This is a genomic window from Cupriavidus oxalaticus, assembly GCF_004768545.1.
In the GTDB taxonomy this organism is placed as follows: domain Bacteria; phylum Pseudomonadota; class Gammaproteobacteria; order Burkholderiales; family Burkholderiaceae; genus Cupriavidus; species Cupriavidus oxalaticus_A.
Genome location: NZ_CP038634.1, coordinates 814,443 through 836,102, shown reverse-complemented (window position 1 = coordinate 836,102; position 21,660 = coordinate 814,443). Strand labels below are relative to the sequence as shown.

The window sequence follows — 21,660 nt, the reverse complement described above, 5'->3', positions numbered from 1 at the left end:
CCGTGAATGCCAAGCATGAGAAGTACCAGCGTCTGATCGACTACTGCAAGACCATGCCGCCCACGCCGACCGCAGTGGCGCATCCGTGCGACAAGTCTTCGCTGGAAGGCGCCGTGGAGGCCGCCCGGCTGGGTCTGATCGCGCCGATCCTGGTCGGCCCGCGCGCCCGCATCGAGGACGCCGCCCGTGAAGCCGGCATCGACATCCGCGAGTACCCGATCGTCGATGCCGCGCACAGCCATGCGGCGGCGGCTGCCGCCGTGCAGCTGGTGCGCGAGAGCAAGGCCGAGGCCCTGATGAAGGGCAGCCTGCACACCGACGAGCTGATGGGAGCCGTGGTCAAGGGCGACACCGGCTTGCGCACCGCGCGGCGTATCAGCCACTGCTTTGTGATGGACGTGCCCGGGCACGAGGACGCGCTGATCGTCACCGACGCGGCCGTCAACATCGCCCCCACGCTGGCCGAGAAGGCCGACATCCTGCAGAACGCGATCGACCTGGCCCATGCCTTGCGGGTCGAGGAGGTGCGCGTGGCGATTCTTTCGGCCATGGAGACGGTCAACCCCAAGGTGCCGTCCACGCTGGATGCGGCCGCGTTATGCAAGATGGTCGACCGCCACCAGATCACCGGTGCCGTCGTCGACGGGCCGCTCGCCCTGGACAACGCCATCAACCTGGATGCCGCGCGGATCAAGAAGATCGACTCACCGGTGGCCGGGCGCGCCAATGTGCTGCTGGTGCCGGACCTGGACGCCGGCAACATGCTGGCCAAGAGCCTGACCTTCCTGGCCGGCGCCGACGCCGCGGGCATCGTGCTGGGCGCGCGCGTGCCCATCATCCTGACCAGCCGCGCCGACTCCGTCACGACCCGGCTGGCGTCGTGCGCGGTGGCCGCGCTGGTGGCCAGGGCGCGCCGCGAGTCCGGCCAGGTGGCGGGGTGATGCCATGGCCGAACTGATCCTGGTCCTGAATGCGGGTTCGTCGAGCATCAAGTACTGCGCCTACGATACCCATGACGATGCCCTGAGACTTGTCTTGCGCGGCAGCCTCGAAGGCCTCTATACGGCGCCGGCATTCCGCGCCACCGACGCGGCAGGGGCCGAGATCGAGGCAAAGCGCTGGGAGGCCGGCACCGAGCTCGGGCACGAGGGTGCCATCGCCTTCCTGGCGGACTTCCTGCGCAGCCACGGCGAAGGGCATGCGCTGAGCGCGGTGGGGCACCGGGTGGTGCATGGCGGCGTGCGCTTCACCCAGCCGGCCAGGGTGACCGATGCGCTGCTGGCCGAGCTGGATACGCTTTGCCCGCTTGCCCCCTTGCACCAGCCCCACAACCTCAAGCCGATCCGCATCCTCGCCGAGCGGCGTCCGGAACTGCCGCAGGTCGCCTGCTTCGATACCGCCTTCCACCGGGCGCAGCCGGAAGTGGCACAGGCCTTCGCGTTGCCGGCGGAGATTACCGACAGGGGCGTCAGGCGCTACGGCTTTCACGGGCTGTCCTACGAGTACATCGCAAGCGTCCTGCCGAGTGTCGATGCGCGCGCCGCCGCGGGCCGCACGGTTGTGGCACACCTCGGCAACGGCAGCAGCATGTGCGCGCTGGTCGGAGGGCGCAGCGTGGCCAGCACCATGGGTTTTACCGCGGTGGACGGGCTGCCGATGGGCACACGCTGCGGCAGCCTCGATCCGGGCGTGATCCTGTACCTGATCAGCGAACTCGGCATGGATGCCCACGCCATCGAGGACCTGATTTACCGCAAGTCCGGCCTGCTTGGCGTCTCCGGCTTGTCGAGCGACATGCGCGCGCTGCTCGCCAGCGACGATGCGCAGGCCCGCTTTGCCGTCGAGTTGTACACCTACCGCATCGCCCGGGAGCTTGGCTCGCTGGCCGCCGCCGCGCAGGGGCTGGACGCGCTGGTGTTCACCGCAGGCATCGGCGAGCATGCTGCGCCGATCCGCGAGCGCGTATGCCAGCTCGCGGCATGGCTCGGCGTGAGCGTAGATGCCGCGGCGAACGCGGGCGACGGACCGCGCATCAGCCCGGCGTCCGGAAAGGTTCCGGTCTGGGTCATCCCGACCAACGAGGAACTGATGATTGCCAGGCATACCAGGGAGGTCCTCGCAGTGCCCGCACGCCGGTCGGACGGATGACGGGGGCGATGCCAGACCGCGCCAGCTAGCCAAGCTCTCCTGCGGAAACTAAAGTGGATTGACGACACAAGGCCGATCCATCAAGGAGGCGCCATGTTCCATTCCTACCCGCTGCGGCTGGCTTCCCTGGCGGCATCGCTGGTCCTTGCCAATGTTGCGTTTGCCAGCGTTGCATGGGCGACCGAGCAAGCGCAACAGCGCCGTGCCGGTCGTGACGTTCGCCAGGAAACACGTCAGGACTCCAGGCAGACCAAGCAAGACTGTCGTGCCGCGGACCAGCAAAGCAATGCCGGTTGCCGGCAGGACAAGCGGCAGACAAAGCAGCAAGGCCGCGAGACAGCCAGGGACATCAAGTATTGATGCATGGCAATTCGGAGCTGCCGTCCAGCGAACCCGCTTTCTTTTCCACCCACAACGTTGCCATGCAAGACAAGCCTGCAGCGACAAGCTTCGTGCCCTTCAACGTGCCGCTGCGCGATGGACGGCAAGTGCTTGTGCGGGAGATAACCGAAGACGACAAGGTCGGGCTGCTGGCGGCATTCAACAGGCTGTCGGCCGATGCGCGCTACGCCAGATTCATGGCTGCCATGCAGCAGCTGCCGGAAGCGATGCTCGAACATGCGACGCACCCCTCGGTCGAGCGCGAGTTTGCGCTGGTGGCGCTTGCCACGGAAGGCAAGGCGTCGTCCATCGTGGGTGGCGCGCGCTACGCTGCGGCACCGGGCAGCGATACCTGCGAGTTCGCGGTAACGGTCGCCGATGACTGGCACAGGCTTGGGCTGGCCAGCCGGCTGCTGGGCACCCTGATCGACATTGCCCGGAGCCGCGGCTATCGGAGCATGGAAGGCTATGTCTTGTCGTCGAATACCGGCATGCGGCGACTGGCCAGGCAATTTGGCTTTGCCGACATGGCCTGTCCGGACGATGCCACGCTGCGCGTGGTGACGCTTGCGCTGTAAGTCCAAGCGCGCGCATCCGGATCAAACCGTACTCAAACGTACGTGCTGCGCTCGCCAGCGTCAGAAGCTCAGCCCGATCGAGACCACGGCGATCTGGTCGTGCGCGGCGGGGTTGAACCAGTAGACCGCACCGGAGACATGCTTGCCCTTCACTTGCGCAAACACGCCGCGCTGCAAATTGCGGCCATTGTCAGGCACACGCGTGCGCTGGGCCGCCAGGCCCAGCCGCAGCCAGTCCCGAGGGCGCCAGGCTAGCTCGCTCCATGCATAGGCGTACCCGGACGGCTCGGCGTCCGGCACGTACTCGAACTCGATATAGGCATCGGCATAGCGGCCGGTCAGCGTGGCCTCGAACCCGCCCACGACGCTGTGCGTGCTGCCGGTGACCACACCCAGGATCGGCGTGAAATCCAGCCGCAAGGCGTCACCCCAGCCAAGGTTGTAGCCGACGAAGAACGAGTACGCATCCATGCCTTCGTAGTTGCTGCGCGCCTCCAGGTGCAAGGCGCCGCGCTTGGCGATGGCGATGCCCGTGACATAGGCTTCGCTGCCGCGCGGCAGATTGAGGTAAGCCGAGACTCCGCCGCTCCACGCCGGCGCCTCCGCGGTCGCGGGCGCGACGCTGTCTTCGGCGGCATGCAAGGGCAGCGGCGCGGTTGCCGCGGCCAGCACCAGCCAGCGTGCGGCCAGTCGTGTTGCGGGTCGTGTTGCGGGTCGTGTTGCGGGTGGTGCAGCCATACCCCCGGCCTCCATGGTCAGCCTCCAAGCGCGATGATGGCCACGGTCAGTGCAACGCCGACCAGCGTCATCGCCGCACCCGCTATCCATCCGCCGAAGCCGGCATAGCGCCCAAGCGCGATGCCGGCCCCGAACAGCATCAGGATGGTCAGCACGCGCGATACCAGCAGCGCCGTGGAGACGTCCGCAAACACGATAAACGGCAGGGCCACCGGGAAGGTGGCAAGCACGACCAGCAGGAAGATCCCGGCAGCTGCCAGCAGATCCTGTGTGCCCAACGCCGGGCGCGCGGGCAGATCGACGGTGCGGGCGATGCGGCCCCGCATCGCTTCCAGCTCGGCATCGTCGACCAGCGTGCGCAAGGCGGGCGAAAGCGCATCACGCAGGCGCGCGATGGCGTCGCCCGGGTCGCCGGCATTGCGAACCGCCTTGACCAGCGACAGCCTGCGTCCGCGCTCGGTCAGCGTGCGCACCAGGTACATCACGGCATCGGCCAGCCCCCAGGCCAGGTTGCAGCCCAGCGCAGTGAAGAACATCGTGCGTGGGGCATCCGCCGGCGCGCCGACGGCCGACACCGCGCCAACGAAGGTCAGGGCCATGAACAGGCCGAAGCACATCTCGCATACGCGGTCGACGGTATCGAGCAGGCGCGGCCGCACTTCGGCGGCGTGGGGGTCGAGGGAAGTAGTCAACACTGGCTTGCACCCGGCTGCAACTGCCCGCGGCGAAGGTCTGCGACGAAGCCCCCGCCCCCCGTGCCGGGTGCGACAGCATCGAGCCTGCGGCTCCCGGGCGGGCAGGCATCCCGGGGGCGCGACCTGACGGCGAAGGCGGCGCCGCCGGCACTCGCCAACTGCCGCCGCATCTACTGTAGGCAAAGATCCACACCGACGATAGCGGCGCATGGTGCGGAAATTACACCCGGAGGTATGGCGGCAGCCTGCGGTACCTTCGGCATCTGCGCCGCCATCAGCCCGAAGCGAGGTGCTGCAGGGAACGCTCACCAGTAACGGTGGCATGTAATGCAAAGCCGCTGGCATCCTTTGCATGGCGGAAACCGGTTCGCTGCACCATGCTTGCCGGATGGGAAATTGCAGAGTGTGTCCGCGTGCGTTTTCCGGTTTGCAGCGATGGCGGACATCGGAGAGACATTCATGTCCGAAAGATTTCTGAATCCGGGCTGGCTGGGCACCTTCCGCGGCTACCTGCCCGGCATGGTCATCAGCGCGGTGGTAACCGTGGCAGCCATGTCGCTCGCCGCGCATTACCAGGCGCCGGTAATGCTGTTCGCCCTGCTGTTAGGCATGGCGCTGAACTTCCTGTCCCGGGAATCCTCCGGCGCCGCAGGCATCGACTTCAGCGCCAAGCAGGTGCTTCGGCTGGGCGTGGCCTTGCTGGGGTTGCGCATCACGGCGTCGCAGGTGGCGGCACTGGGTTGGCACTCGGTTGCCATGGTCATACTGGCGGTGGCGCTGACCATACTGTGCGGCATCGTGCTGGCCCGGTTGATGGGATTCCAGACCTTCTTCGGCTTGCTCACCGGCGGCGCCGTGGCAATCTGCGGGGCTTCCGCGGCGTTGGCCCTGTCGGCGGCCATGCCCCAGCATCCGCTAAAGGAGCGCGCGACGCTGTTCACGGTGATCTCCGTCAGCGCGCTGTCGACGATGGCGATGGTGGTGTATCCGATGATCGCGCAACTGCTGGCCTTGCCTTCCCTGCAGGCCGGAGCCTTTATCGGCGGGACCATCCATGACGTGGCCCAGGTGGTTGGGGCCGGTTACAGCATCTCGCACGAAGCCGGCGATGCGGCCACGCTGGTCAAGCTGATGCGGGTGGCCATGCTGCTGCCGGTGATCGCGCTGGCCGCGTGGTTGTCGCAGCGGCATCAGCGGGCGCAGGGAGAAGCCGGAAAGGGGCCGCGTCCGCCGCTGCTGCCGTGGTTTGCCGTGGCGTTTGCGGTACTGGTGGCGATCAACAGCACCGGCTGGCTGCCTGCGGGACTGGTTAAGGCGGGGCAGTTCGCGTCGCAGTGGTGCCTGGTCATGGCCATGGTCGCAATCGGCATGAAGACTCACCTCAAGGACATTCTGTCCGTAGGGTGGAAGCCCGTGGCGCTGATGGTCCTGGAAACGCTGTTCCTGGCCATGCTGTTCTACGGCATGCTGGTGTTGGCGCGGTCCTAGTTTGTCCGGCGGCTCGGCAGGCTTTTGCTCCCGCGGTCAACGGCAATGGTCGCGCGAACGTGCGGATTCGTGCCCATGAACGCCGTCTCTCGCGCACATGATTTCGCTACATACCGATGCCAGCTTCGGCCGGGAACTGCTATCAAGAGTCCTTTGCCGTTGCCGCACGCCGTAGCCGCCTGCCCGATGAAGCGCTCCACCACCATCCCGACTCCGCCGCCCGATGCCGCCCACGCGCTTGCGCCGGTCGACGCGCAGGCGAACTCCGGTTGCGAGGACCGCAATTTCGTCACGGCGCTGGCGCGCGGCATGGAACTGCTGCGGGCCTTCGGGCCGCAGGACGATTACCTCGGCAATGCCGAATTGTCGCGCCGCACCGGCATCCCGCGGCCGACCGTGTCGCGGCTGACTTACACGCTCGCCACGCTCGGCTACCTGACCTATATCGAGGGCACGGAGAAATACCGGCTGGGGCAGGGCGCGATGGTGCTCGGCCATCGCTACATCGCGGGCGCGGGCATCCGCGAGATCGCGCAGCCGCTGATGCAGTCGCTGTCCTTTGCCACCGACTGCACCGTGGCGCTGGCGATGCCGGACCGGCACGCCATGGTCTACCTGGAAAGCTGCCAGCCGCGCGGCGCGCTGGTGATCCGGCTGGCGCCGGGTGCGCGCCTGCCGATGGCCACCTCGGCGATCGGGCGCGCCTGGCTGGCAGGGCTCGACCCCGGCCAGCGCGAAGCGGCACTGGCCGAGCTGGCGCGCCACTACGGCGCGCGCTGGGCTGCCATGCGCAGCGGCATCGAGCGCGCGCTGCACGACTACGCCCGCCGCGGCTTCTGCGTGGCGCACGCGGAATGGGACCGCACCGTCAGCGGCGCCGCGGCGCCGCTGCGGCTCGCGGGCAGCAGCGAAGTGCTGGCGATGAATATCGGCGGCTCCGCGGCACGGCTGTCGCCGGAGATCCTGGAAGGCAATCTCGGCCCGCGCATCCGCGACCTGGCCGAGACGTTGCAGGCGCGCCTGTGGCAGCCCGGCGGCGCGCGCGCTTCGATGCGCCTGCCAGCGGATGGGCCCGAGGCGGGCGCATGTCCCGCCGGCCAGCGAGCCGCCAACGAATGACGCGGTGGCAGACCATATCAACAAGGATCGATGAGGAGATAGCGCATGGACATACGTAACAAGACCGTAGTGGTGACCGGCGCGGCCACCGGCATTGGCCGCGCGCTGGCGCTGGCGTTTGCCCAGGCCGGTGCACGTGGCGTGGCCGTGGCCGACCTGAACGAGGCCGGCGCCGCCAAGGTCGCCGGCGAAGTCCAGCAGGCAGTGCCGTCGTGCCAGGTGTTCGCGCAAGCGGTGGACGTTGCCGATGCCGCCGCGGTGCAGGCACTGGCCGACGAGGCCACGCGCCGCTTCGGACAGGTCGATGTGTTCTGCTCCAACGCCGGCATCATCCTGCGCAAGGGCCTCGACGCGGGTGCCGACGAATGGCAGCGCATCTGGGAAATCAACGTGATGGCGCATATCCACGCGGCGCGCGCGGTGCTGCCGCAGATGCTCGAGCGCGGCGACGGCTATTTCGTCAATACGGTATCGGCGGCAGGGCTGCTGTCGCAGATCGGCTCAGCCCCCTACGCGGTGACCAAGCACGCGGCGATCGGGTTTGCCGAATGGCTGTCGATCACCTATGGCGACCGCGGCATCAAGGTCAGCTGCATCTGCCCGCAGGGCGTGCAGACCAATATGCTGTTCGGCGAGAACGGTGAGCGCAAGGGCTTCCTGCAGGAGGGCTCGGTTACCGCCGAGCACGTGGCCGCGGCGACCCTGGAAGGCGTGGCCCACGAGCGCTTCCTGATCCTGCCGCACCCGGAAGTGCTGGAGTACTACCGCCGCAAGGGCCAGGACTACGACCGCTGGCTGCGCGGCATGCGGCGCCTGCATGACAAGGTGATGCAGGAGTTCGGCGGCATCGCGGTGTAAGCGCGCGGGCCCGGCGGCCCGCTTCAGGCGTCCGGCTCCGCCGCCGCCTGCGCATTGCCTTCGCCGCTGGGATCGCGCAGCCGGCTCAGGCTGATGAGGGCGCCGACGGTTGCGACCGCCGCCGCCACATACAGCGCGATGCGCGCGGCGCCGTCCGGCGCCAGGCTGAACAGCAGTGCCACCAGCGCCGTGCCGGTGGTCTGGCCCAGCAGCCGCGTGGTCGCCTGCGCGCCGCTGGCGCCGCCGCTGCGTGCCGGCGGCGTGGCGCCGATCATGGCGCGGTTGTTAGGTGACTGGAAGAAGCCGAAGCCCATACCGCACAGCGCCATGCGCCACGCTATGTCGAGGCTGCTTGCATCCGCTCCCAGCGTTGCCAGCCCTACCAGCCCGCCGGCCAGCATGGCCAGCCCGAGGCCGGCGAGGATGCTGGCCGGGTAGCGGTCCGACAGCCGCCCCGACAGCGCCGCCATCACCGCCACCATCGTCGGCCACGGCGTGATCAGCAGCCCGGTCTCCTGCAGCGAGCGGCCAAGCTGGTATTCGAGGTAGAAGGGCAGCGCCACGAAGGACAGCATCTGCGTCATGAACGAGCAGAACGAGGTGCCCACCGCCAGCGCGAAGGCCCGGCTGGCAAACAGGTCCACCGGCACCAGCGGCGCGGCGCGGCCGCGCTGGCGCCGCACCAGCAGCCATCCCAGCACGATCGCCGCGGCAAGCCCCGCGACGCCGGCCGCGCGCCAGGCTGCATGGCCGAGCCCGTCCACGCCCAGGATAAACAGCCCGAACACCAGTGCCGACAGCAGCGCGCTGGGATAGTCGAACTCGCGCGGCTGCGGCGGCGTTGCCGGCAGCGCGCGCCGGCTCAGCACCAGCGCCAGGATGGCCACCGGCACGTTCACCGCGAACAGCCACTGCCAGCTGGCTACCGCCAGGATGATCGCCCCCAGCGAAGGCGCCACCGCAATGGTCACGCCCACCACCAGCGCGTTCAGCCCGATGCCGCGGCCCAGCTTCGTGGGCGGGTAGATAAAGCGCACCAGCGCGGTATTGACGCTCATGATGCCGGCGCCGCCGATGCCCTGCAGCACGCGCGCCGCCACCAGCATCGGCAGGTTGACCGAGAGCGCGCACAGCAGCGAGCCGACCAGGAAGGTTGCGAGCCCGGCACGGTACACACGCTTGTAGCCGAGGATGTCGCCCAGCGACGACAGCGGCAGCAGGCACACGGTCACCGTGAGCTGGTACGCGTTGACGACCCAGATGGTGCTCGACGGCTCCGCGTGCAGTTCGCGCGAGATGGAGGGCAGGGCGATGTTAGCGATCGAGCCATCGAGCACGGCCATGATCAGGCCAAAGAAAACGGTGAGGATCGCCCAGGTGCGTTGCGGCTGGGGGAGGCCTTGTTCTGGCTGCATCGGGAAAGACATTGGAGACAATGCCGGGCCGCGGAAAAACCGCATGAAGACCCGGATGGCTGGCCGCTGGCGCGGCCTCGCCCATTATCGTCCGGCGTCGCGGTCCTCGCAAATCCGCGAATTGTGGTAGGCGTCCCGCGCGCAACGCTCAGGCTGCCACGGCGGTGTCCTGCATATAGCCGCGCAGCCTTTCGCGCAGCGCCGCCGCCGCCGCGGCGATCGCGGGTGTCCAGCCTCCGGCCGCGGCGCACAGCGCTTCCAGTGCCCGGCACTCGCGCACGATCGAGTTACGCCGCACGATCATGAAGGCGCCGGCCACGGAGTGCGTCCAGCAACGCAGCGCAGGCAGCTCGCACTGCGCGATGATGCGTTCCAGCTCGGGCAGGTCCTGCCGCAGCTGGGAGCGCAGCATGGCTTCATAGCGCTCGCGGTCGGCGGCGGCGGGATCCGTGCCGGCGCCGGCGGGTGGGGCGGCTTGTGCCCGGCCGCGACCGGGCAGGTTGCGCAGGCATGCCTGCAGGTCCTGCAGCGACGCCGGCTTGGACACATAGCCGGCGAACCCGCGCTGGCGCCAGTCGGCCAACCACTCGCTGCGCGCGAACGCGCTGAACGCCAGCACCGGCACGCCGGCATGCCGGGCGCGTACCGCTTCGAGCAGTTCATAGCCATCCATGCCGGGCATCCGGATGTCGGTCAGCACGGCGTCGACCGGCGTGGTCTCCAGCACGGCCAGCGCCTGCCTGCCGTGGCTTACGACGATCGGCTGGCAGCCGAGCGCCTGCAGCTGTTCGGCGATCAGGGCCTGGTTCAGCGCATTGTCTTCTGCCACCAGGATGGTCGGCACGGTTGCGGCCGCGTCAGCGGAAGGCGTTGCTGCCCCGGCCGCGTTGCCGCCTTCGCCGGCATGCAATGCCACGCCCGCGGCAGCGTTCTCGCAAGCCTCGGCTACGCACGCCAGCAGCGCGCGGTGGCTGAACGCGGTGACTTCCAGGATGCCGGGCGCCCGCTGTTGCGGCCGATGGGGGCCGTCCGGCGTGACCCACGCCACGGTGGCGGGCACCGTTTCGCGCAGCGCGTCCAGTGATGCCAGCGTGAATTCGTCGCTGGCCACGATGGCCCGGACCGGCGTGAAGGCCTGATATTCCCGGGCTGCCTCGACCGACGCCAGCACGCTGGTGTGCCAGCCGGTGGACTGCAGCCACGCGTCCAGGCTTGCGGCGGTGCGCGCGTCCTGGCACAGCACCATGACGTGGCCGCGCCCGTGTCCGGGCCCGTTTCCGCGCCCGTTTCCGCGCCGCGCTGCAGCCCCGGCCGCCGCCGGTACCGCCTGCACGCCGCGGGCCGGGATGGTCACCGTGAAGGCGCTGCCCACGTCAGGCACGCTGGCCACCGCGATGCTGCCGCCCATCAGTTCGCACAGGCGCGCGCAGATCGACAGCCCGAGGCCGGTGCCGCCGTAGCGGCTGGCACCGGCGCCATCGCCCTGCACGAACGGCTGGAATGCCCGCTCCATCAGCGCGGGCGGCATGCCGATGCCCGAATCGCTGACGCGGCAGACCAGTTGCGGCACGCCGTGTTCATTCGCCACCAGCTCGCCGCTGAGGGCGATGCGGCCGCTGGTGGTGAACTTGAAGGCGTTGCTGAGGAGGTTGTTGATCACCTGCACCAGGCGTGTACGGTCGCCGGTGATGTCCACGTCGAGCGACGACGACAGGTGCAGGCTCAAGTGCAGCGGGCGCCCGGCCGTCATCGGCGCATAGGCCAGCGCCACGCTCTCCAGCGCGTCGACGGGGCGGAACGGTTCCTCGACCAGTTCGAGCTTGCCGGCATCGATCTTGGAAAAATCCAGCACGTCGTTGACGATGCGCCGCAGCGCTTCGGCCGCCGTGTCGAGGGCCTTCAGCCTGGGCGCATGCGGCTCCAGCCCGGGGCTGCGCGCAAGCAGTTCCAGGTTGCCCAGCAGCGCATTGAGCGGCGTGCGGATCTCGTGGCTCATGGCGGCGAAGAAGGTCGAGCGCGCGCGCATCATCGACTCGGTTGCCTGCTGCGCCGAGCGCAACTGGTCCTGCAGCGCCTGTTGCGCGGTGCAGTCGTGCACTGCGCAGAACAGCACGTCGTCGTCGCGGTAGCGTGCAGGCGCATAGGTGACCTGCAGGAAGCGCCCGGCATCGGCGGACGGTGCCATCGCTGGCATTGCGACCGTGAAGCTGGCGATCGCGTCCGGCCTCTTGCCGCCATCGCGCGGCTGCCTGCCGAAGGCCTCCACCAGCGGCTGCGGCATGGGCCCGCACGGTTGCCGCTGCAGCAAGGTATCGGCCTGCTGGTTTGACATCAGCACGGCGTAGTCGCGCCGCCGCACGATGCACAGGCCAACCGGCGTGGCACTGACGAGAATGTGGTTCATCAGCTCGCTTTCCAGCGCGCGCGACGCATCGGCATGCATGCGCCGCAGCAGGTTCCGGCTCCAGTAGCGCGCGGTGAGGACAATGCCGCCCACCAGCACCAGGATGGCGGCGACAATGCCGGCCAGCTCGGGGGCCAATGCGTCCGCCAGCAACCGGTACGGCAGGAAATAGACCAGCCGGCCAAGGCCGGCCTGCAGCGGTTGCACCAGCAGCACGCCCGAGCCGGTGTATTGCAGCGAATCCTGTGGCCGGTCGCGAGCGCGCCCGGTCAGGCTGTGCAAGGTCTCCGCGGGGATCATGCCGTCGCGCGGCGAGATGTCGATAATGTCGTCGGATTCGTTGAGCAGCACCAGCAGCGCCGGGTCGGATGGCCGTTGCAGTGCCGCGAGAAATCCCTGGGCCGGGATGCAGGCAGCGACCAGCGTGGTGGGGATATCGCCCGCGTAGGCGGCGCTGGCCAGCGCCATGATCGCGCTGTCGTCGACCGGATGCCGCAGCGGCCCCAGCCACACCTGCCGGTCGGGGGCCGGGACGGCATGGCCAGTGCGGTCCAGCAAGGCTTCGTTCAGGCGCGTGCGCAGCAGCGGGATCAGGGTGGGGTCGAGCGCCATCGGTGCGCGCGCCCCGGATTCCGGCTGGCGGATGACGACGGCACTGTCCTCGTCCAGCGACACCGCGAAGGCGTCGTGGTCGAGGTTGAACGCCTGCTGTGTGGCCATGGTCGCCATGGCCAGCTGGCGCAGGCGGGCGAACTCCGAAGGCAGCCTGGCTCCCCAGGCCTGGCGCGTGGCCTCGGCAGCGAGCAGGTGGTAGTCCTTGTGCACCGCCTCGACATGGACGCTGGCCGCGCCGGTGCGCAGAAACGACTCGAACGCGGGATCGCGGACCGGATCCGGGGCTGGCGTATCGCGCTGGTAGCGCAGCGTCAGCACGCTGCGGCGCAGGAACGAGGACTCGTTCTGCAGCAGCTGCGTCAGCGACGCGACGTATTGCGCCGCGTGGCCGCGCCGGTAGTCGAGGTGCCTGGCGGCAGCCAGCCCGGCCAGCAGCAGGCCCGAGAACACCACCATGGCGACCAGTACAGCGATGGTGGCCGCATAGCGCTGCTGCTGCCGGCGGGATTGCTCGGCCAGGGCGTCAAAGGCGCTGGCCAGCGATTCGCGCGTGCGTTCCAGGGATGGCTGCATCGGCGCGGGTCTACGTTGCCAGGGGTTCAGATAAGGCCGTTTTCATACGCGTAGCGGATCAGGCCGGTGTTGGTCTGCACCCCGAGCTTGCGCATGGCAACAGTCTTCTGGCTGGAAATGGTGCTGACCGAGCGCCCGAGCTTGCCGGCGATGTCCGCGAGCTGGATCCCCTGCGCATAAAGCCTGACCACCTCCAGTTCGCGCAGCGTCAGTTCGGTCGCCGGCGCCGCGGCGAGCGCGGCGCTGTCAAGGATGGCCTGCGCCGCAGGCGAGTGGTAGCGACCATCGCAGGCGACAACCTGGAGGCAGGCCCGCACCACTTCATCGATCGGGTCTTCCTTGCTGACGTAGGCGCGCGCGCCCAGCTTCATGGCGCGGCGGATGATGGCGGCATTGGCCTGGGCACTGACCACTACGATGCGGGTCAGCGGATGGCGGCGCGCGAGCCGGTTCAGCAGGTTGAAGCCGTCCGACGAGGCATCGCCCCGGCCCATGCAGAAGTCGGTGATGGCAATGTCGGCAGGCTCGCGGTCGAGCGCGGCCAGCAGTTCCGTGCCGTTGCCGCAGTTGCTGGTGACCTGGAAGTTGGGCGTGCGCTGCAGGCAGTCCTGCAGCGCGACCATGACCAGCGGATGGTCGTCCGCCAGGGCGACACGGATGATTCGGTCGTACATCGTTTTCTAGTCCTCCGGGTTCTTGGCGCTTGCCTGGCCGGGGCCCCTGCAGGCGCCGCGGCGTCACCCAAAATCCGCATTCTGGCTATGTTCCCGGCGCCCCTGAATCGCAATTCGGCTAGTTCGCGGTCACTGCGGTCGTACGGACGGGCAGGTGGAATACAAGGGTACGGCCTGAACCCCACATGCATTGACGGCGAACTGCGCGAAGGCTGCGCGATTTTTCCGCGGATCGCGCGCAATGGCATTTGCGGGACATCAACGCATGGCGCAGCAGTGTCCTTACCGAGGAAGTGGATTGCCGGCGACATATGCCGGCGCGCCGGCAGCAGCAGCCATCGAACTTTCACGTTGGCCCGCGCACGCTGTCCTAGAATGAACCTGACACGCGCCCGCGGCCATCATGCCGCGCAGGCCCGGCTCGCGCCGGGTGGCGCTTGCGGCGCGTGCCGCGTGGGGGAATTTGCCATGCCCGTCTATCAATACCGCTGCGAGAAGTGCGGTCATGTGTTCGAGAAAACCGAGCATCTCGCGGAACATGTCTCTGCCCATCCGAATTGCCCGAAATGCGGCAGCCAGTCCGTCCAGCACGCGCCGGCCCCGTTCGTGGCAGTGACCCAGCGCAAGAGCTGAGCCGTAACAGCAACGTCCCAGGAGATTTGCGCTCCGCCGCGAGGCCGCAGCGGGGCGCTGGCGTGCATGCCGCCGGACAAAGCCGGCGGGATGCCGAGTGGTTTTTTATGCGTGGCGCATGCACCGCCACGCGCGTTCGCGCTGCGCGCAAGCGGCGATCTCAACCTTGACGGAGGATGCCATGGCCACGAGACCGTTTTCCCAGTTTCCCGCCGACGAGCAGCAACAGGTAACGCAGGTTTGCATGCATGTCGGGATTGCAACCGAGGCGTTCCAGATCACGGACGAGGGCGGCGGCGAGGGACGCCGCGTCAGCGTGAAGCGGCTGGGCACGGACGCGGTCAGCGTCTATGAGGCCGGGCCGGGTTCGGCCTGGGTCGAGGAATTCGAGAGCGATCTCGAATGCGGCCTGTTCGGGCGCGTGGCGGCGTAGCGCGGGAGCGCCGGGAGAAGAGCGCCGAGGGGCGCAAGACACCGCTGGCAGCGCGGCTCAGTGCCGGCCGCGCTCGCCCAGGCGCGACACTACCGAGGCGCCGGCAATCAGTTCCTTGAGCAGTGCCAGCGAGGCCGCGCCGCTGGTCCGGAACGGATCGAGTTCGGCGTGTGCCGAGAACTTCAGCAGCGTCGCGGTGTTGATGCGCGCCGCGTTGACCTGCCCCATGGCCCAGCCGGCAAAGTCGCGCGTGCAGGTCTCCTCGAAATGCAGCAGCGTCACGTCCTGGTGGCGCGGATCGCGCGTGATCGACTGGAACAGCTGCGAGACCTCCTGCCGGTCGCCTTCGAGCGCCTGCAGGAAGATGCCGTTGCCGTGGCACAGCACGCCGGTGATGCCGTGGCGCGGGTTGCGTTCCAGGCTGGTGGCCAGGATCGCATCGAGCAGGGCCGTGTCGATGGCCTGGCGGGCACGGCTGGCATAGATCAGGCGGACTAGCATGGTCGTGGCGGTTCCGTAATGGGGAAGGGGCGGAGGCTGGTGCGGAGACGGGGCACCTAGCCGCGGTTGTTGTTCAGCAGCGTGAGGAATTCGCGCCGCAGGCTGTCGTCCTTCAGGAAGGAGCCGCGCATCACGCTGTTGGTCATCTTGGCGTCGGTGTCGCGCACGCCGCGCCAGTGCATGCAGAAGTGCTCGGCCTCCATCACGATGGCAAGGCCGTCGGGATTCATCTTTTCCTGCAGCAGGTCGGCCACCTGCGCCACGGCTTCTTCCTGGATCTGCGGCCGGCACATGATCCACTCCGCCAGCCGCGCGTACTTGGACAGGCCGATCAGGTTGGAATGCTGGTTGGGCATGACCCCGATCCACAGCTTGCCGAGGATCGGGCACAAGTGGTGCGAGCAGGCACTGCGCACGCGCAGCGGGCCCACGATCATCAGCTCGTTGAGCTGGCCGACGTTGGGAAACTCGGTCACTGCCGGGGGCTTCGCGTAGCGGCCGGCGAAGATTTCCTTCAGGTACATCTTGGCCACGCGCCGCGCGGTTTCCTGCGTGTTGTGGTCGTTGTCGACGTCGATTACCAGTGCGCGCAGCACGCCTTCGATGCGGGACTGGACCTCGGCCTGCAGCTGCTCCAGCTCGCCCGGCTCGATATAGCGGGCGATATTGTCGTTGGCGTGGTAGCGTTCCTGCGCCGCCAGCAGGCGCGCGCGGATCCGCTCCGAGACGGAGGAGGCCGGGTCGCCGGCCGCCGCGTCGGCCGGGTGGAGATCATGCGCGCGGCGTGCCGCGTCCTTGCTGTTCATGGGTAGCGTGGTGGTTGCGGATGGATTCCGGAGTGGTCCCGGAGTGTTCCGGCATGGGCGCCGGCGGGTGTGCCGGATTCACTATATGGCAGATGCGGTGGCCCGACAACCTACGCTGCCGCGCGTCCCGAGGACCGTTGCCCACTGCCGGACGCGCCGCATAGCGCACACTCCCGCGTGCCTCCGTGAATAGTTCGTGACAACGCTCAACGTCGTCCCGCGCGACGCCGACAAACGCACATAATGTCCGCAAACATGAGCCGCCCGCCACCTCGATGGCGGGCGTACCGCAAGTTGCGGCCTTACTTTTTGTCGGGAACAACGTGACCTTGCCGATCGCCTTTCCGTGCAGCAGCCTGATGCTGATCCATGTCGTGACGGTACCGCTGCCGGCAACGCCGGTGGAAACGGGTGTGGCGGAGCATCACGCCAGCGCGGCCCGTGCGGGCAAGCCCGGCTTGCGGCGGCCGATCGCCGTGGGCGCACGCGTGCCGACCGGCGGGCGTACCACCACCGGCTGAGGCGCGCGGCAGCGTGCCGGACCCGTTCAGGCGCCCCGCAACACCTACCAGAGCAGCAGCGCCAGCGCCGGGACCATCGCGGCCGGCATGACGATCGCGCCCAGGCGCAGGAACTGGCCGGCGCTGACCATATGCCCCTCGCGGCGCAGCGCGGTGAGCCACAGCAGCGTGGCCAGCGAGCCGGTCACCGACAGGTTCGGGCCCAGGTCGATGCCGATCAGCACCGCGCCGGTGACCGCGTGCGACGCATCGCCCGCGGACAGCGCCGACGCCGCGATCAGCCCCGCCGGCAGGTTGTTGGCGATATTGCCCGCCAGCGTCACCAGCCCGCCCACCGCCAGCAGCGCCAGCGCACCGCCATCGCGCGAGGCGGCCGCGACCGCATCGGCCAGGTAGCCGATCACCGACGTCTGTTCCAGCGCGGCCACCAGCACGAACAGGCCGGCCACCATCGGCAGCACGCTCCACGAGACTTCGCCCAGCGCCGGCAGCAGCAGATCGCGCCGGGTGGCGCAGACCAGCAGCAGCGTGGCCACGCCCGCGGCGCAGGTGGGCCAGCCCAGCTCACTGCCGCGCAGCGACGCCACCAGCAGCGTGATGCCGGTCAGCACGATGCCCAGCGCGGTCAGCCAGGCCTGCAGCGACAGCGGCGGCACCGGGACGTCGCTGCCGATCGGCTCGGCCAGCGCATGGCGCTGGGTCCACCACAGCGCGGCCAGCGTCGCCAGTATCGCGGCCAGCGACGGCAGCGCGAAGCTCGCCAGCCATCCCGCCAGCGGCGGCATGCGCTCGCCGAAGATCACCAGGTTGGCAGGATTCGAGATCGGCAGCACGAAGCTGGCCGCGTTGGCGATGAACGCGCACGCGTACAGGTAGGGCAGCGGATGGCGCACGCGCGCCGCACGCGTGGCGGCCAGCACCGCGGGCGTGAGCACCACCGCGGTGGCATCGTTCGACATGAATGCCGTAACCAGCGTGCCGAAGCCATACACCAGCAGGAACAGCCGCAGCGCCGAGCCGCGCGCCTGGCGCACCGCCAGCGCGGCGACGTGGTCGAACAGGCCGGTCTTGCGGGCCAGTTCGGAGATCAGCATCATGCCGGCCAGGAACAGGTAGACGTCGTAGCCACGCATGACCGCGGCGAATGCGTCGGGCAGCGCCAGCAGTCCGGTGGCGCACAGCAGCAGGGCGCCGGCGGCGGCCCAGAATGCCTCGGGCAGGCGGAAGGGGCGGAACAGGACGCCGGCGGTGGTCAGCGCGGCGACCGACCAGATCAGCAGCGGGCTGTGGCTGGACATCGGGATGGGCTCGAAGTGGGGTGAGGCGGCGGGAAAGCGAGGAGTCTACAGGCCGTCCCGGCTGATGGAAACGCCGGGCGCGGCCACGGCGGCGGGCGCCGGCATGGCGGTGGCGGGAAGCTGCGTGCCCGCGGCCGGCGGCGCCGGGGATGTGGCGGGGGTGGCCGGGGTGGCCGGGGTGGCCGGGCTGGCGGCGTTGCTTGCCACCGGCGCCACGACCGGATCGGCTGCCGGCGTCACCGGCGCATCCGCCGGCGGCAGCGGGAAGCCGAGCGAGGCGATGCCACGGCTGCCGTCCGCATATTCCGCATACACCCAGTCGTTGTTCGCGCGCACCAGGCCGGCCGGGGCATCCGGCTGCGCCTCGGGGACGCCGGCCAGCCGCCCTTCCATGTACGCTGCCCACACCGGCAGCGCCGTGGTGGCGCCGAACTCATGCTCGCCCAGGCTGCGGTTGTCGTCGTAGCCCATCCACGCCACCGTGACCACGCCGCCGGCGTAGCCGGCGAACCAGCCGTCCATGGCTTCGTTGGTGGTGCCGGTCTTGCCGGCCACGTCGTCGCGGCGCAGGTAGCGGCGCACGCCCGCGCCGGTGCCTTCGTCGACCACGCTGCGCAGCAGGCTGTCCATTACGAAGGCATTGCGCGCGCTGATCACGCGCGTCGGCGCCGCGGCGCCATTGGCGCTGGTGTGGCTTGCTTCAAACAGCACGTTGCCCTCGCTGTCGGTGATGCGCTCGATCAGGTAGGGCTCCACGCGCTGGCCGCCGTTGGCGAACACGCCGTAGGCCGCGGCCAGGCGCAGCGGCGAGGTGGTGCCGGTGCCCAGCGCCAGCGGCAGGTAGCGCGGCAGCCGCCTGGGCGAGAAGCCGAAGCGGCTGGCGAACTCCACCGCATAGGGGATGCCGATCGCCTGCAGCGTGCGGATTGCCGGCAGGTTGCGCGATTCGGCCAGCGCCTGGCGCACGGTGACGGGGCCGACAAAGCGGCCGTCGTCGTTGGTCGGCTGCCAGCGCGACGAATTGGCCAGCGGCGTATCGTTGATGACCGTGCCCGGCGACACGCCGCGTTCCAGCGCGGCGGCATAAACGAAGGGCTTGAAGGTCGAGCCCGGCTGCCGCAGCGCCTGCGTGGCGTGGTTGAAGCGGCTGGTCCCGAAGTCCGCGCCACCCACCATCGCCTCGATCGCGCCGGTACTGGCGTCGAGCGACACCAGCGCCGCCTGCGGCCCCTGCGCCAGCTCAGGCACGGCCTTGCGGTGGCGGCGCGCATAGCGCTGCAGTCCGCCGCTCACGGCATCGTGGGCCAGCGTCTGCCGCACCGACGACACCGTGGTGTAGACGTTCAGTCCGCGCGTGTAGGCCTCGTCGCCAAAGCGCTCGCGCGCCAGCTGGCGCGCCAGTTCGGCCACGTATTCGGCATGGCCGGCGAAGCTGCCCGGCGTTTCGCCGGAGATGGCCAGGCGCTCGGCGCGGGCCGCGCGGTAGTCGTCCTGGCTGATCATGCCCAGCGCCAGCATGCGGCCCAGCACGTATTCCTGGCGGCGCTTGGCGCGCGGCAGGTTGGCCACCGGGTTCATGGTCGACGGCGCCTTGGGCAGCCCCGCCAGCATCGCGCTCTCGGCCAGCGACAGCGCCGCCAGCGGCTTGCCGAAATACGCATGCGCCGCGCTGCCGAAGCCATAGGCATGCTCGCCCAGGTAGACCTGGTTCATGTACAGCTCGAGGATGCGGTCCTTGGGCAGCGACTGGTCGATGCGCCATGCCAGCAGCATTTCATACCACTTGCGCGCCAGCGTCTTCTCGCGCGACAGGTAGAAATTGCGCGCGACCTGCATGGTGATGGTCGACGCGCCCTGTGCGTAGCCCTGGCCGAGGTTGGCCAGCGCGGCGCGGAACAGCCCGGGGATGTCGACGCCCTCGTGCTGGTAGAACTGGTCGTCCTCGGCCGCCAGCAGGGCCTGGACCATGCGCGGGGGAATCTGCTCGAAGGGGATAAATTCGCGGTGCTCGCTGCCGAATTCGCCGATCTGCACGTTGTCGCTGGTGTAGATCCGCAGCGGGACATCGGGGCGATAGTCGCGCAGGGCGTCGACCGGTGGAAGCTGCCGCAGGCTCAGCACCGCGGCAAAGCCGGCGAGCAGGCTGGCGGCCGCAGCCAGCGCCAGTATGGCGCCGCCTGCCTTGACTGCGATTTTTTTCATGCGCGCATTCTACCTGCTCCGCTACCTGCTCCGGGTCGCCGAACCGGCGGGGCGGTCATCGGGTGGCTGCCAGCGGCAGCGGGCTGCCGTCGTCGTCCCGCTCGGCGGGCGGGGCGATGGCGTCCGGCACGGCATGGAGCGCCGGCGCGGTAGCGGCGGCGTTGTCCGGTTCCGGCTGCGCCGGCGCGGCTTCGGCCATGCGCAGCCGGGCCTCGCTGTGCTGGCGCGCGAACTCGAACAGCGACAGCCAGGTCTGCTGCTGTTCGATGATGGTGAAGTGGTCCGTGCCGGGCATGGTCTGCAGCGCGACCGGCCCGGGCCATGCTGCCATCAGCCGCTCCGAGCAGGCATGCGGCACGACCTCGTCCGACTCCGCCAGCAGCACCTTGGTGCTCTGCACGACCTTTTTGCAGTGCAAGATCGAATCGAAATGGTGGCGCATCAGCTGCCGCAGCGGCACCAGCGGGAAGCGCTTGCGCACCAGTTCCAGCATTGAGTCGTAGGGCGTGATCAGCTGCAGGCTCTCGAATTCCTGCAGGTCGGCCAGCTGGATCGCGACGCCGGTGCCGAGGCTGCGCCCGACCACGTGCACGCGGGTGTCGGGAAACACGCGCCGGACATGCAGCAGGAACTGGCTGGCATCGGCGACGGCCCCTGCCTCGGACGGACGGCCGTCGGAATGGCCCAGCCCGCGGTAGTCATAGGTGGCGAAGGCCATGCCTGCCGGCAGCCAGCGTGCGAATTGCAGCGTTTCCAGCACATCCTCGCCGCGTCCGGGCAGGTAGAACAGCAGGTCGCCCACGCTGTCGCCGGGCGCCTGGTAGATGTAGCCACGCACCACCCCGCCGGGAATCCTGTGCGAATACCCGATGATGCCGTCCGGCAGGTCGCGCGGCGGACGCCGGCGCGCGTCGAACAGCAGGCGGTCCTGGTTCAGCGTCAGGTAGGTCCAGTAGCAGGCGAAGCCGCTGGCAGTCATCAGCGCGGCGGCCAGCGCGTGGCGGGTCTTGAATCGCATGGCAAGTCTTCAGGTGCGCGGCGGGCGTGGCGCCGGGGGGCGCCGGCCATGCCGCCCAAGCTGCGCAGCCTACCTCATTTTTGACAGGCGCGGCCGCGCGGCGCAAGCCGGGCCGCGCAGTTCTTGTACGATATGCCTCATACACGCACACGCGCGCCCACCCCCACCGGCATCCCGGCCGACGGCGCGCCCAGGGAGCAAACCACATGAGCGAGCAGAAAGACGAGCAGTTCCGCGCCGAAGAGGCGCAGGCCATGGAGCGCGTGGTCGCGGCCACGCGCCAGGTACAGGTGGCATTCACCGCGCTGCAGGGTCACTATCCGCCGCAAGGCAGCGGCAAGCCATCCAAGCTCGCGCTGCAGACCTTCGATGCGGCGCTGCAGGCGCTGGAAGACGCCCAGGCGGCGTTCGACGAGATCCTGAACGACCTGCTCGACGAAAAACGCTGACCCGGCGCCCTGGGCGGCGCGGATCCCGTACACGGCCAGTCCGCTGTGATAAGGTTGCCGGACAACAGCCGCCCGGCCTGCCGCAGCGTCCGCCTGCGCGGCCTGCACGATGT

Annotated in this window: 21 protein-coding genes; 11 read left to right on the top strand and 10 right to left on the bottom strand. The window is 69.1% G+C overall.

The features are described 5' to 3' along the window. Nucleotides 1–2: 2 nt before the first annotated feature. The 4 genes from E0W60_RS03575 to E0W60_RS03560 all read left to right on the top strand — a co-directional run bounded on the left by E0W60_RS03575 (nt 3) and on the right by E0W60_RS03560 (nt 3,107). The gene (locus E0W60_RS03575) at nt 3–941 is read left to right on the top strand and encodes a phosphate acetyltransferase (RefSeq protein WP_133095721.1); all 939 of its coding nucleotides are present in this window, start codon (nt 3–5) and stop codon (nt 939–941) included. Nucleotides 942–945: 4 nt separating this feature from the next. Further along, nucleotides 946–2,148 (top strand): acetate/propionate family kinase, encoded by a 1,203-nt coding sequence (locus E0W60_RS03570; protein WP_135703048.1) that lies wholly within the window; start codon nt 946–948, stop codon nt 2,146–2,148. Between the two features lie 93 nt (nt 2,149–2,241). Continuing rightward, a complete protein-coding gene (locus tag E0W60_RS03565; protein WP_133095719.1) occupies nt 2,242–2,508 on the top strand; it encodes a hypothetical protein in 267 nt (88 codons plus the stop codon). A gap of 62 nt (nt 2,509–2,570) precedes the next feature. Beyond that, nucleotides 2,571–3,107, top strand: a complete 537-nt coding sequence (locus E0W60_RS03560; RefSeq protein WP_135703047.1) for a GNAT family N-acetyltransferase — start codon at nt 2,571–2,573, stop codon at nt 3,105–3,107. 60 nt (nt 3,108–3,167) lie between these two features. Here E0W60_RS03560 and E0W60_RS03555 read toward each other — a convergent pair whose 3' ends face one another. Further along, nucleotides 3,168–3,845, bottom strand: a complete 678-nt coding sequence (locus E0W60_RS03555) for a hypothetical protein (RefSeq protein WP_240745824.1) — start codon at nt 3,843–3,845, stop codon at nt 3,168–3,170. A 17-nt stretch (nt 3,846–3,862) separates the two neighbouring features. Beyond that, nucleotides 3,863–4,540, bottom strand: a complete 678-nt coding sequence (locus E0W60_RS03550) for a hypothetical protein (protein ID WP_135703046.1) — start codon at nt 4,538–4,540, stop codon at nt 3,863–3,865. A 459-nt stretch (nt 4,541–4,999) separates the two neighbouring features. Between E0W60_RS03550 and E0W60_RS03545 the strand changes: the two genes are divergently transcribed. The 3 genes from E0W60_RS03545 to E0W60_RS03535 all read left to right on the top strand — a co-directional run bounded on the left by E0W60_RS03545 (nt 5,000) and on the right by E0W60_RS03535 (nt 8,005). Beyond that, entirely contained in the window at nt 5,000–6,028 is a 1,029-nt protein-coding gene (locus tag E0W60_RS03545) for a YeiH family protein (RefSeq protein WP_135703045.1), read from the top strand. Nucleotides 6,029–6,214: 186 nt separating this feature from the next. Then, nucleotides 6,215–7,147, top strand: a complete 933-nt coding sequence (locus E0W60_RS03540) for an IclR family transcriptional regulator (RefSeq protein WP_240745823.1) — start codon at nt 6,215–6,217, stop codon at nt 7,145–7,147. A 45-nt stretch (nt 7,148–7,192) separates the two neighbouring features. Beyond that, complete coding sequence (locus E0W60_RS03535) at nt 7,193–8,005, top strand: SDR family oxidoreductase (RefSeq protein ID WP_133095715.1); 813 nt, start codon at nt 7,193–7,195, stop codon at nt 8,003–8,005. A gap of 23 nt (nt 8,006–8,028) precedes the next feature. Here the strand turns inward: E0W60_RS03535 and E0W60_RS03530 are convergent, their stop codons facing one another. The 3 genes from E0W60_RS03530 to E0W60_RS03520 all read right to left on the bottom strand — a co-directional run bounded on the left by E0W60_RS03530 (nt 8,029) and on the right by E0W60_RS03520 (nt 13,686). Beyond that, nucleotides 8,029–9,420, bottom strand: coding sequence for an MFS transporter (locus E0W60_RS03530; RefSeq protein ID WP_133096023.1), 1,392 nt, complete (start codon nt 9,418–9,420; stop codon nt 8,029–8,031). 148 nt (nt 9,421–9,568) lie between these two features. Further along, nucleotides 9,569–13,012 carry an ATP-binding protein gene (locus tag E0W60_RS03525; protein ID WP_135703044.1) on the bottom strand — a complete coding sequence of 1,148 codons (3,444 nt, stop codon included), beginning with the start codon at nt 13,010–13,012 and terminating at the stop codon, nt 9,569–9,571. Nucleotides 13,013–13,038: 26 nt separating this feature from the next. After that, nucleotides 13,039–13,686, bottom strand: a complete 648-nt coding sequence (locus tag E0W60_RS03520; protein ID WP_135703043.1) for a response regulator transcription factor — start codon at nt 13,684–13,686, stop codon at nt 13,039–13,041. Between the two features lie 375 nt (nt 13,687–14,061). Here E0W60_RS03520 and E0W60_RS38290 point away from each other — a divergent pair, with 375 nt between their 5' ends. Together E0W60_RS38290 and E0W60_RS03510 are read left to right on the top strand one after the other, a co-directional pair. Beyond that, on the top strand, nt 14,062–14,319 hold the full coding sequence (locus E0W60_RS38290; protein ID WP_371704464.1) for an FmdB family zinc ribbon protein: 258 nt from the start codon (nt 14,062–14,064) through the stop codon (nt 14,317–14,319). Between the two features lie 181 nt (nt 14,320–14,500). Next, a complete protein-coding gene (locus E0W60_RS03510) occupies nt 14,501–14,752 on the top strand; it encodes a hypothetical protein (protein ID WP_135703042.1) in 252 nt (83 codons plus the stop codon). Nucleotides 14,753–14,809: 57 nt separating this feature from the next. Here the strand turns inward: E0W60_RS03510 and E0W60_RS03505 are convergent, their stop codons facing one another. Both E0W60_RS03505 and folE read right to left on the bottom strand, forming a co-directional pair. Then, nucleotides 14,810–15,253 carry a BLUF domain-containing protein gene (locus tag E0W60_RS03505; RefSeq protein ID WP_133095711.1) on the bottom strand — a complete coding sequence of 148 codons (444 nt, stop codon included), beginning with the start codon at nt 15,251–15,253 and terminating at the stop codon, nt 14,810–14,812. Between the two features lie 56 nt (nt 15,254–15,309). Beyond that, nucleotides 15,310–16,059, bottom strand: coding sequence for a GTP cyclohydrolase I (gene folE, locus E0W60_RS03500; RefSeq protein WP_133095710.1), 750 nt, complete (start codon nt 16,057–16,059; stop codon nt 15,310–15,312). Between the two features lie 323 nt (nt 16,060–16,382). On the opposite strand from folE, the gene E0W60_RS03495 reads away from it, so the two are divergent. Further along, nucleotides 16,383–16,580: an arsenite efflux pump ArsB gene (locus E0W60_RS03495; RefSeq protein WP_240745822.1), complete on the top strand. Its 198-nt coding sequence runs from the start codon at nt 16,383–16,385 to the stop codon at nt 16,578–16,580. A gap of 44 nt (nt 16,581–16,624) precedes the next feature. Here the strand turns inward: E0W60_RS03495 and E0W60_RS03490 are convergent, their stop codons facing one another. From E0W60_RS03490 to E0W60_RS03480, 3 genes are read right to left on the bottom strand one after another with little or no spacing between them, the layout of a single operon-like run. After that, complete coding sequence (locus E0W60_RS03490) at nt 16,625–17,878, bottom strand: arsenic transporter (RefSeq protein ID WP_133095709.1); 1,254 nt, start codon at nt 17,876–17,878, stop codon at nt 16,625–16,627. Between the two features lie 45 nt (nt 17,879–17,923). After that, nucleotides 17,924–20,080, bottom strand: coding sequence for a penicillin-binding protein 1A (locus E0W60_RS03485; RefSeq protein ID WP_135703041.1), 2,157 nt, complete (start codon nt 20,078–20,080; stop codon nt 17,924–17,926). A gap of 55 nt (nt 20,081–20,135) precedes the next feature. Then, nucleotides 20,136–21,098: an alpha/beta hydrolase gene (locus E0W60_RS03480; protein ID WP_135703040.1), complete on the bottom strand. Its 963-nt coding sequence runs from the start codon at nt 21,096–21,098 to the stop codon at nt 20,136–20,138. Between the two features lie 206 nt (nt 21,099–21,304). Between E0W60_RS03480 and E0W60_RS03475 the strand changes: the two genes are divergently transcribed. After that, complete coding sequence (locus E0W60_RS03475; protein WP_133095706.1) at nt 21,305–21,547, top strand: hypothetical protein; 243 nt, start codon at nt 21,305–21,307, stop codon at nt 21,545–21,547. Nucleotides 21,548–21,660 lie beyond the last annotated feature (113 nt).

Coding starts and splice junctions, on each gene's coding strand:
- E0W60_RS03570 (WP_135703048.1), top strand. CDS start 946: ATGGCCGAACTGATCCTGGTCCTGAATGCGGGTTCGTCGAGCATCAAG.
- E0W60_RS03565 (WP_133095719.1), top strand. CDS start 2,242: ATGTTCCATTCCTACCCGCTGCGGCTGGCTTCCCTGGCGGCATCGCTG.
- E0W60_RS03560 (WP_135703047.1), top strand. CDS start 2,571: ATGCAAGACAAGCCTGCAGCGACAAGCTTCGTGCCCTTCAACGTGCCG.
- E0W60_RS03555 (WP_240745824.1), bottom strand. CDS start 3,845: ATGGCTGCACCACCCGCAACACGACCCGCAACACGACCCGCAACACGA.
- E0W60_RS03545 (WP_135703045.1), top strand. CDS start 5,000: ATGTCCGAAAGATTTCTGAATCCGGGCTGGCTGGGCACCTTCCGCGGC.
- E0W60_RS03540 (WP_240745823.1), top strand. CDS start 6,215: ATGAAGCGCTCCACCACCATCCCGACTCCGCCGCCCGATGCCGCCCAC.
- E0W60_RS03535 (WP_133095715.1), top strand. CDS start 7,193: ATGGACATACGTAACAAGACCGTAGTGGTGACCGGCGCGGCCACCGGC.
- E0W60_RS03530 (WP_133096023.1), bottom strand. CDS start 9,420: ATGCAGCCAGAACAAGGCCTCCCCCAGCCGCAACGCACCTGGGCGATC.
- E0W60_RS03525 (WP_135703044.1), bottom strand. CDS start 13,012: ATGCAGCCATCCCTGGAACGCACGCGCGAATCGCTGGCCAGCGCCTTT.
- E0W60_RS03520 (WP_135703043.1), bottom strand. CDS start 13,686: ATGTACGACCGAATCATCCGTGTCGCCCTGGCGGACGACCATCCGCTG.
- E0W60_RS38290 (WP_371704464.1), top strand. CDS start 14,062: ATGAACCTGACACGCGCCCGCGGCCATCATGCCGCGCAGGCCCGGCTC.
- E0W60_RS03510 (WP_135703042.1), top strand. CDS start 14,501: ATGGCCACGAGACCGTTTTCCCAGTTTCCCGCCGACGAGCAGCAACAG.
- E0W60_RS03505 (WP_133095711.1), bottom strand. CDS start 15,253: ATGCTAGTCCGCCTGATCTATGCCAGCCGTGCCCGCCAGGCCATCGAC.
- folE (WP_133095710.1), bottom strand. CDS start 16,059: ATGAACAGCAAGGACGCGGCACGCCGCGCGCATGATCTCCACCCGGCC.
- E0W60_RS03490 (WP_133095709.1), bottom strand. CDS start 17,878: ATGTCCAGCCACAGCCCGCTGCTGATCTGGTCGGTCGCCGCGCTGACC.
- E0W60_RS03485 (WP_135703041.1), bottom strand. CDS start 20,080: ATGAAAAAAATCGCAGTCAAGGCAGGCGGCGCCATACTGGCGCTGGCT.
- E0W60_RS03480 (WP_135703040.1), bottom strand. CDS start 21,098: ATGCGATTCAAGACCCGCCACGCGCTGGCCGCCGCGCTGATGACTGCC.
- E0W60_RS03475 (WP_133095706.1), top strand. CDS start 21,305: ATGAGCGAGCAGAAAGACGAGCAGTTCCGCGCCGAAGAGGCGCAGGCC.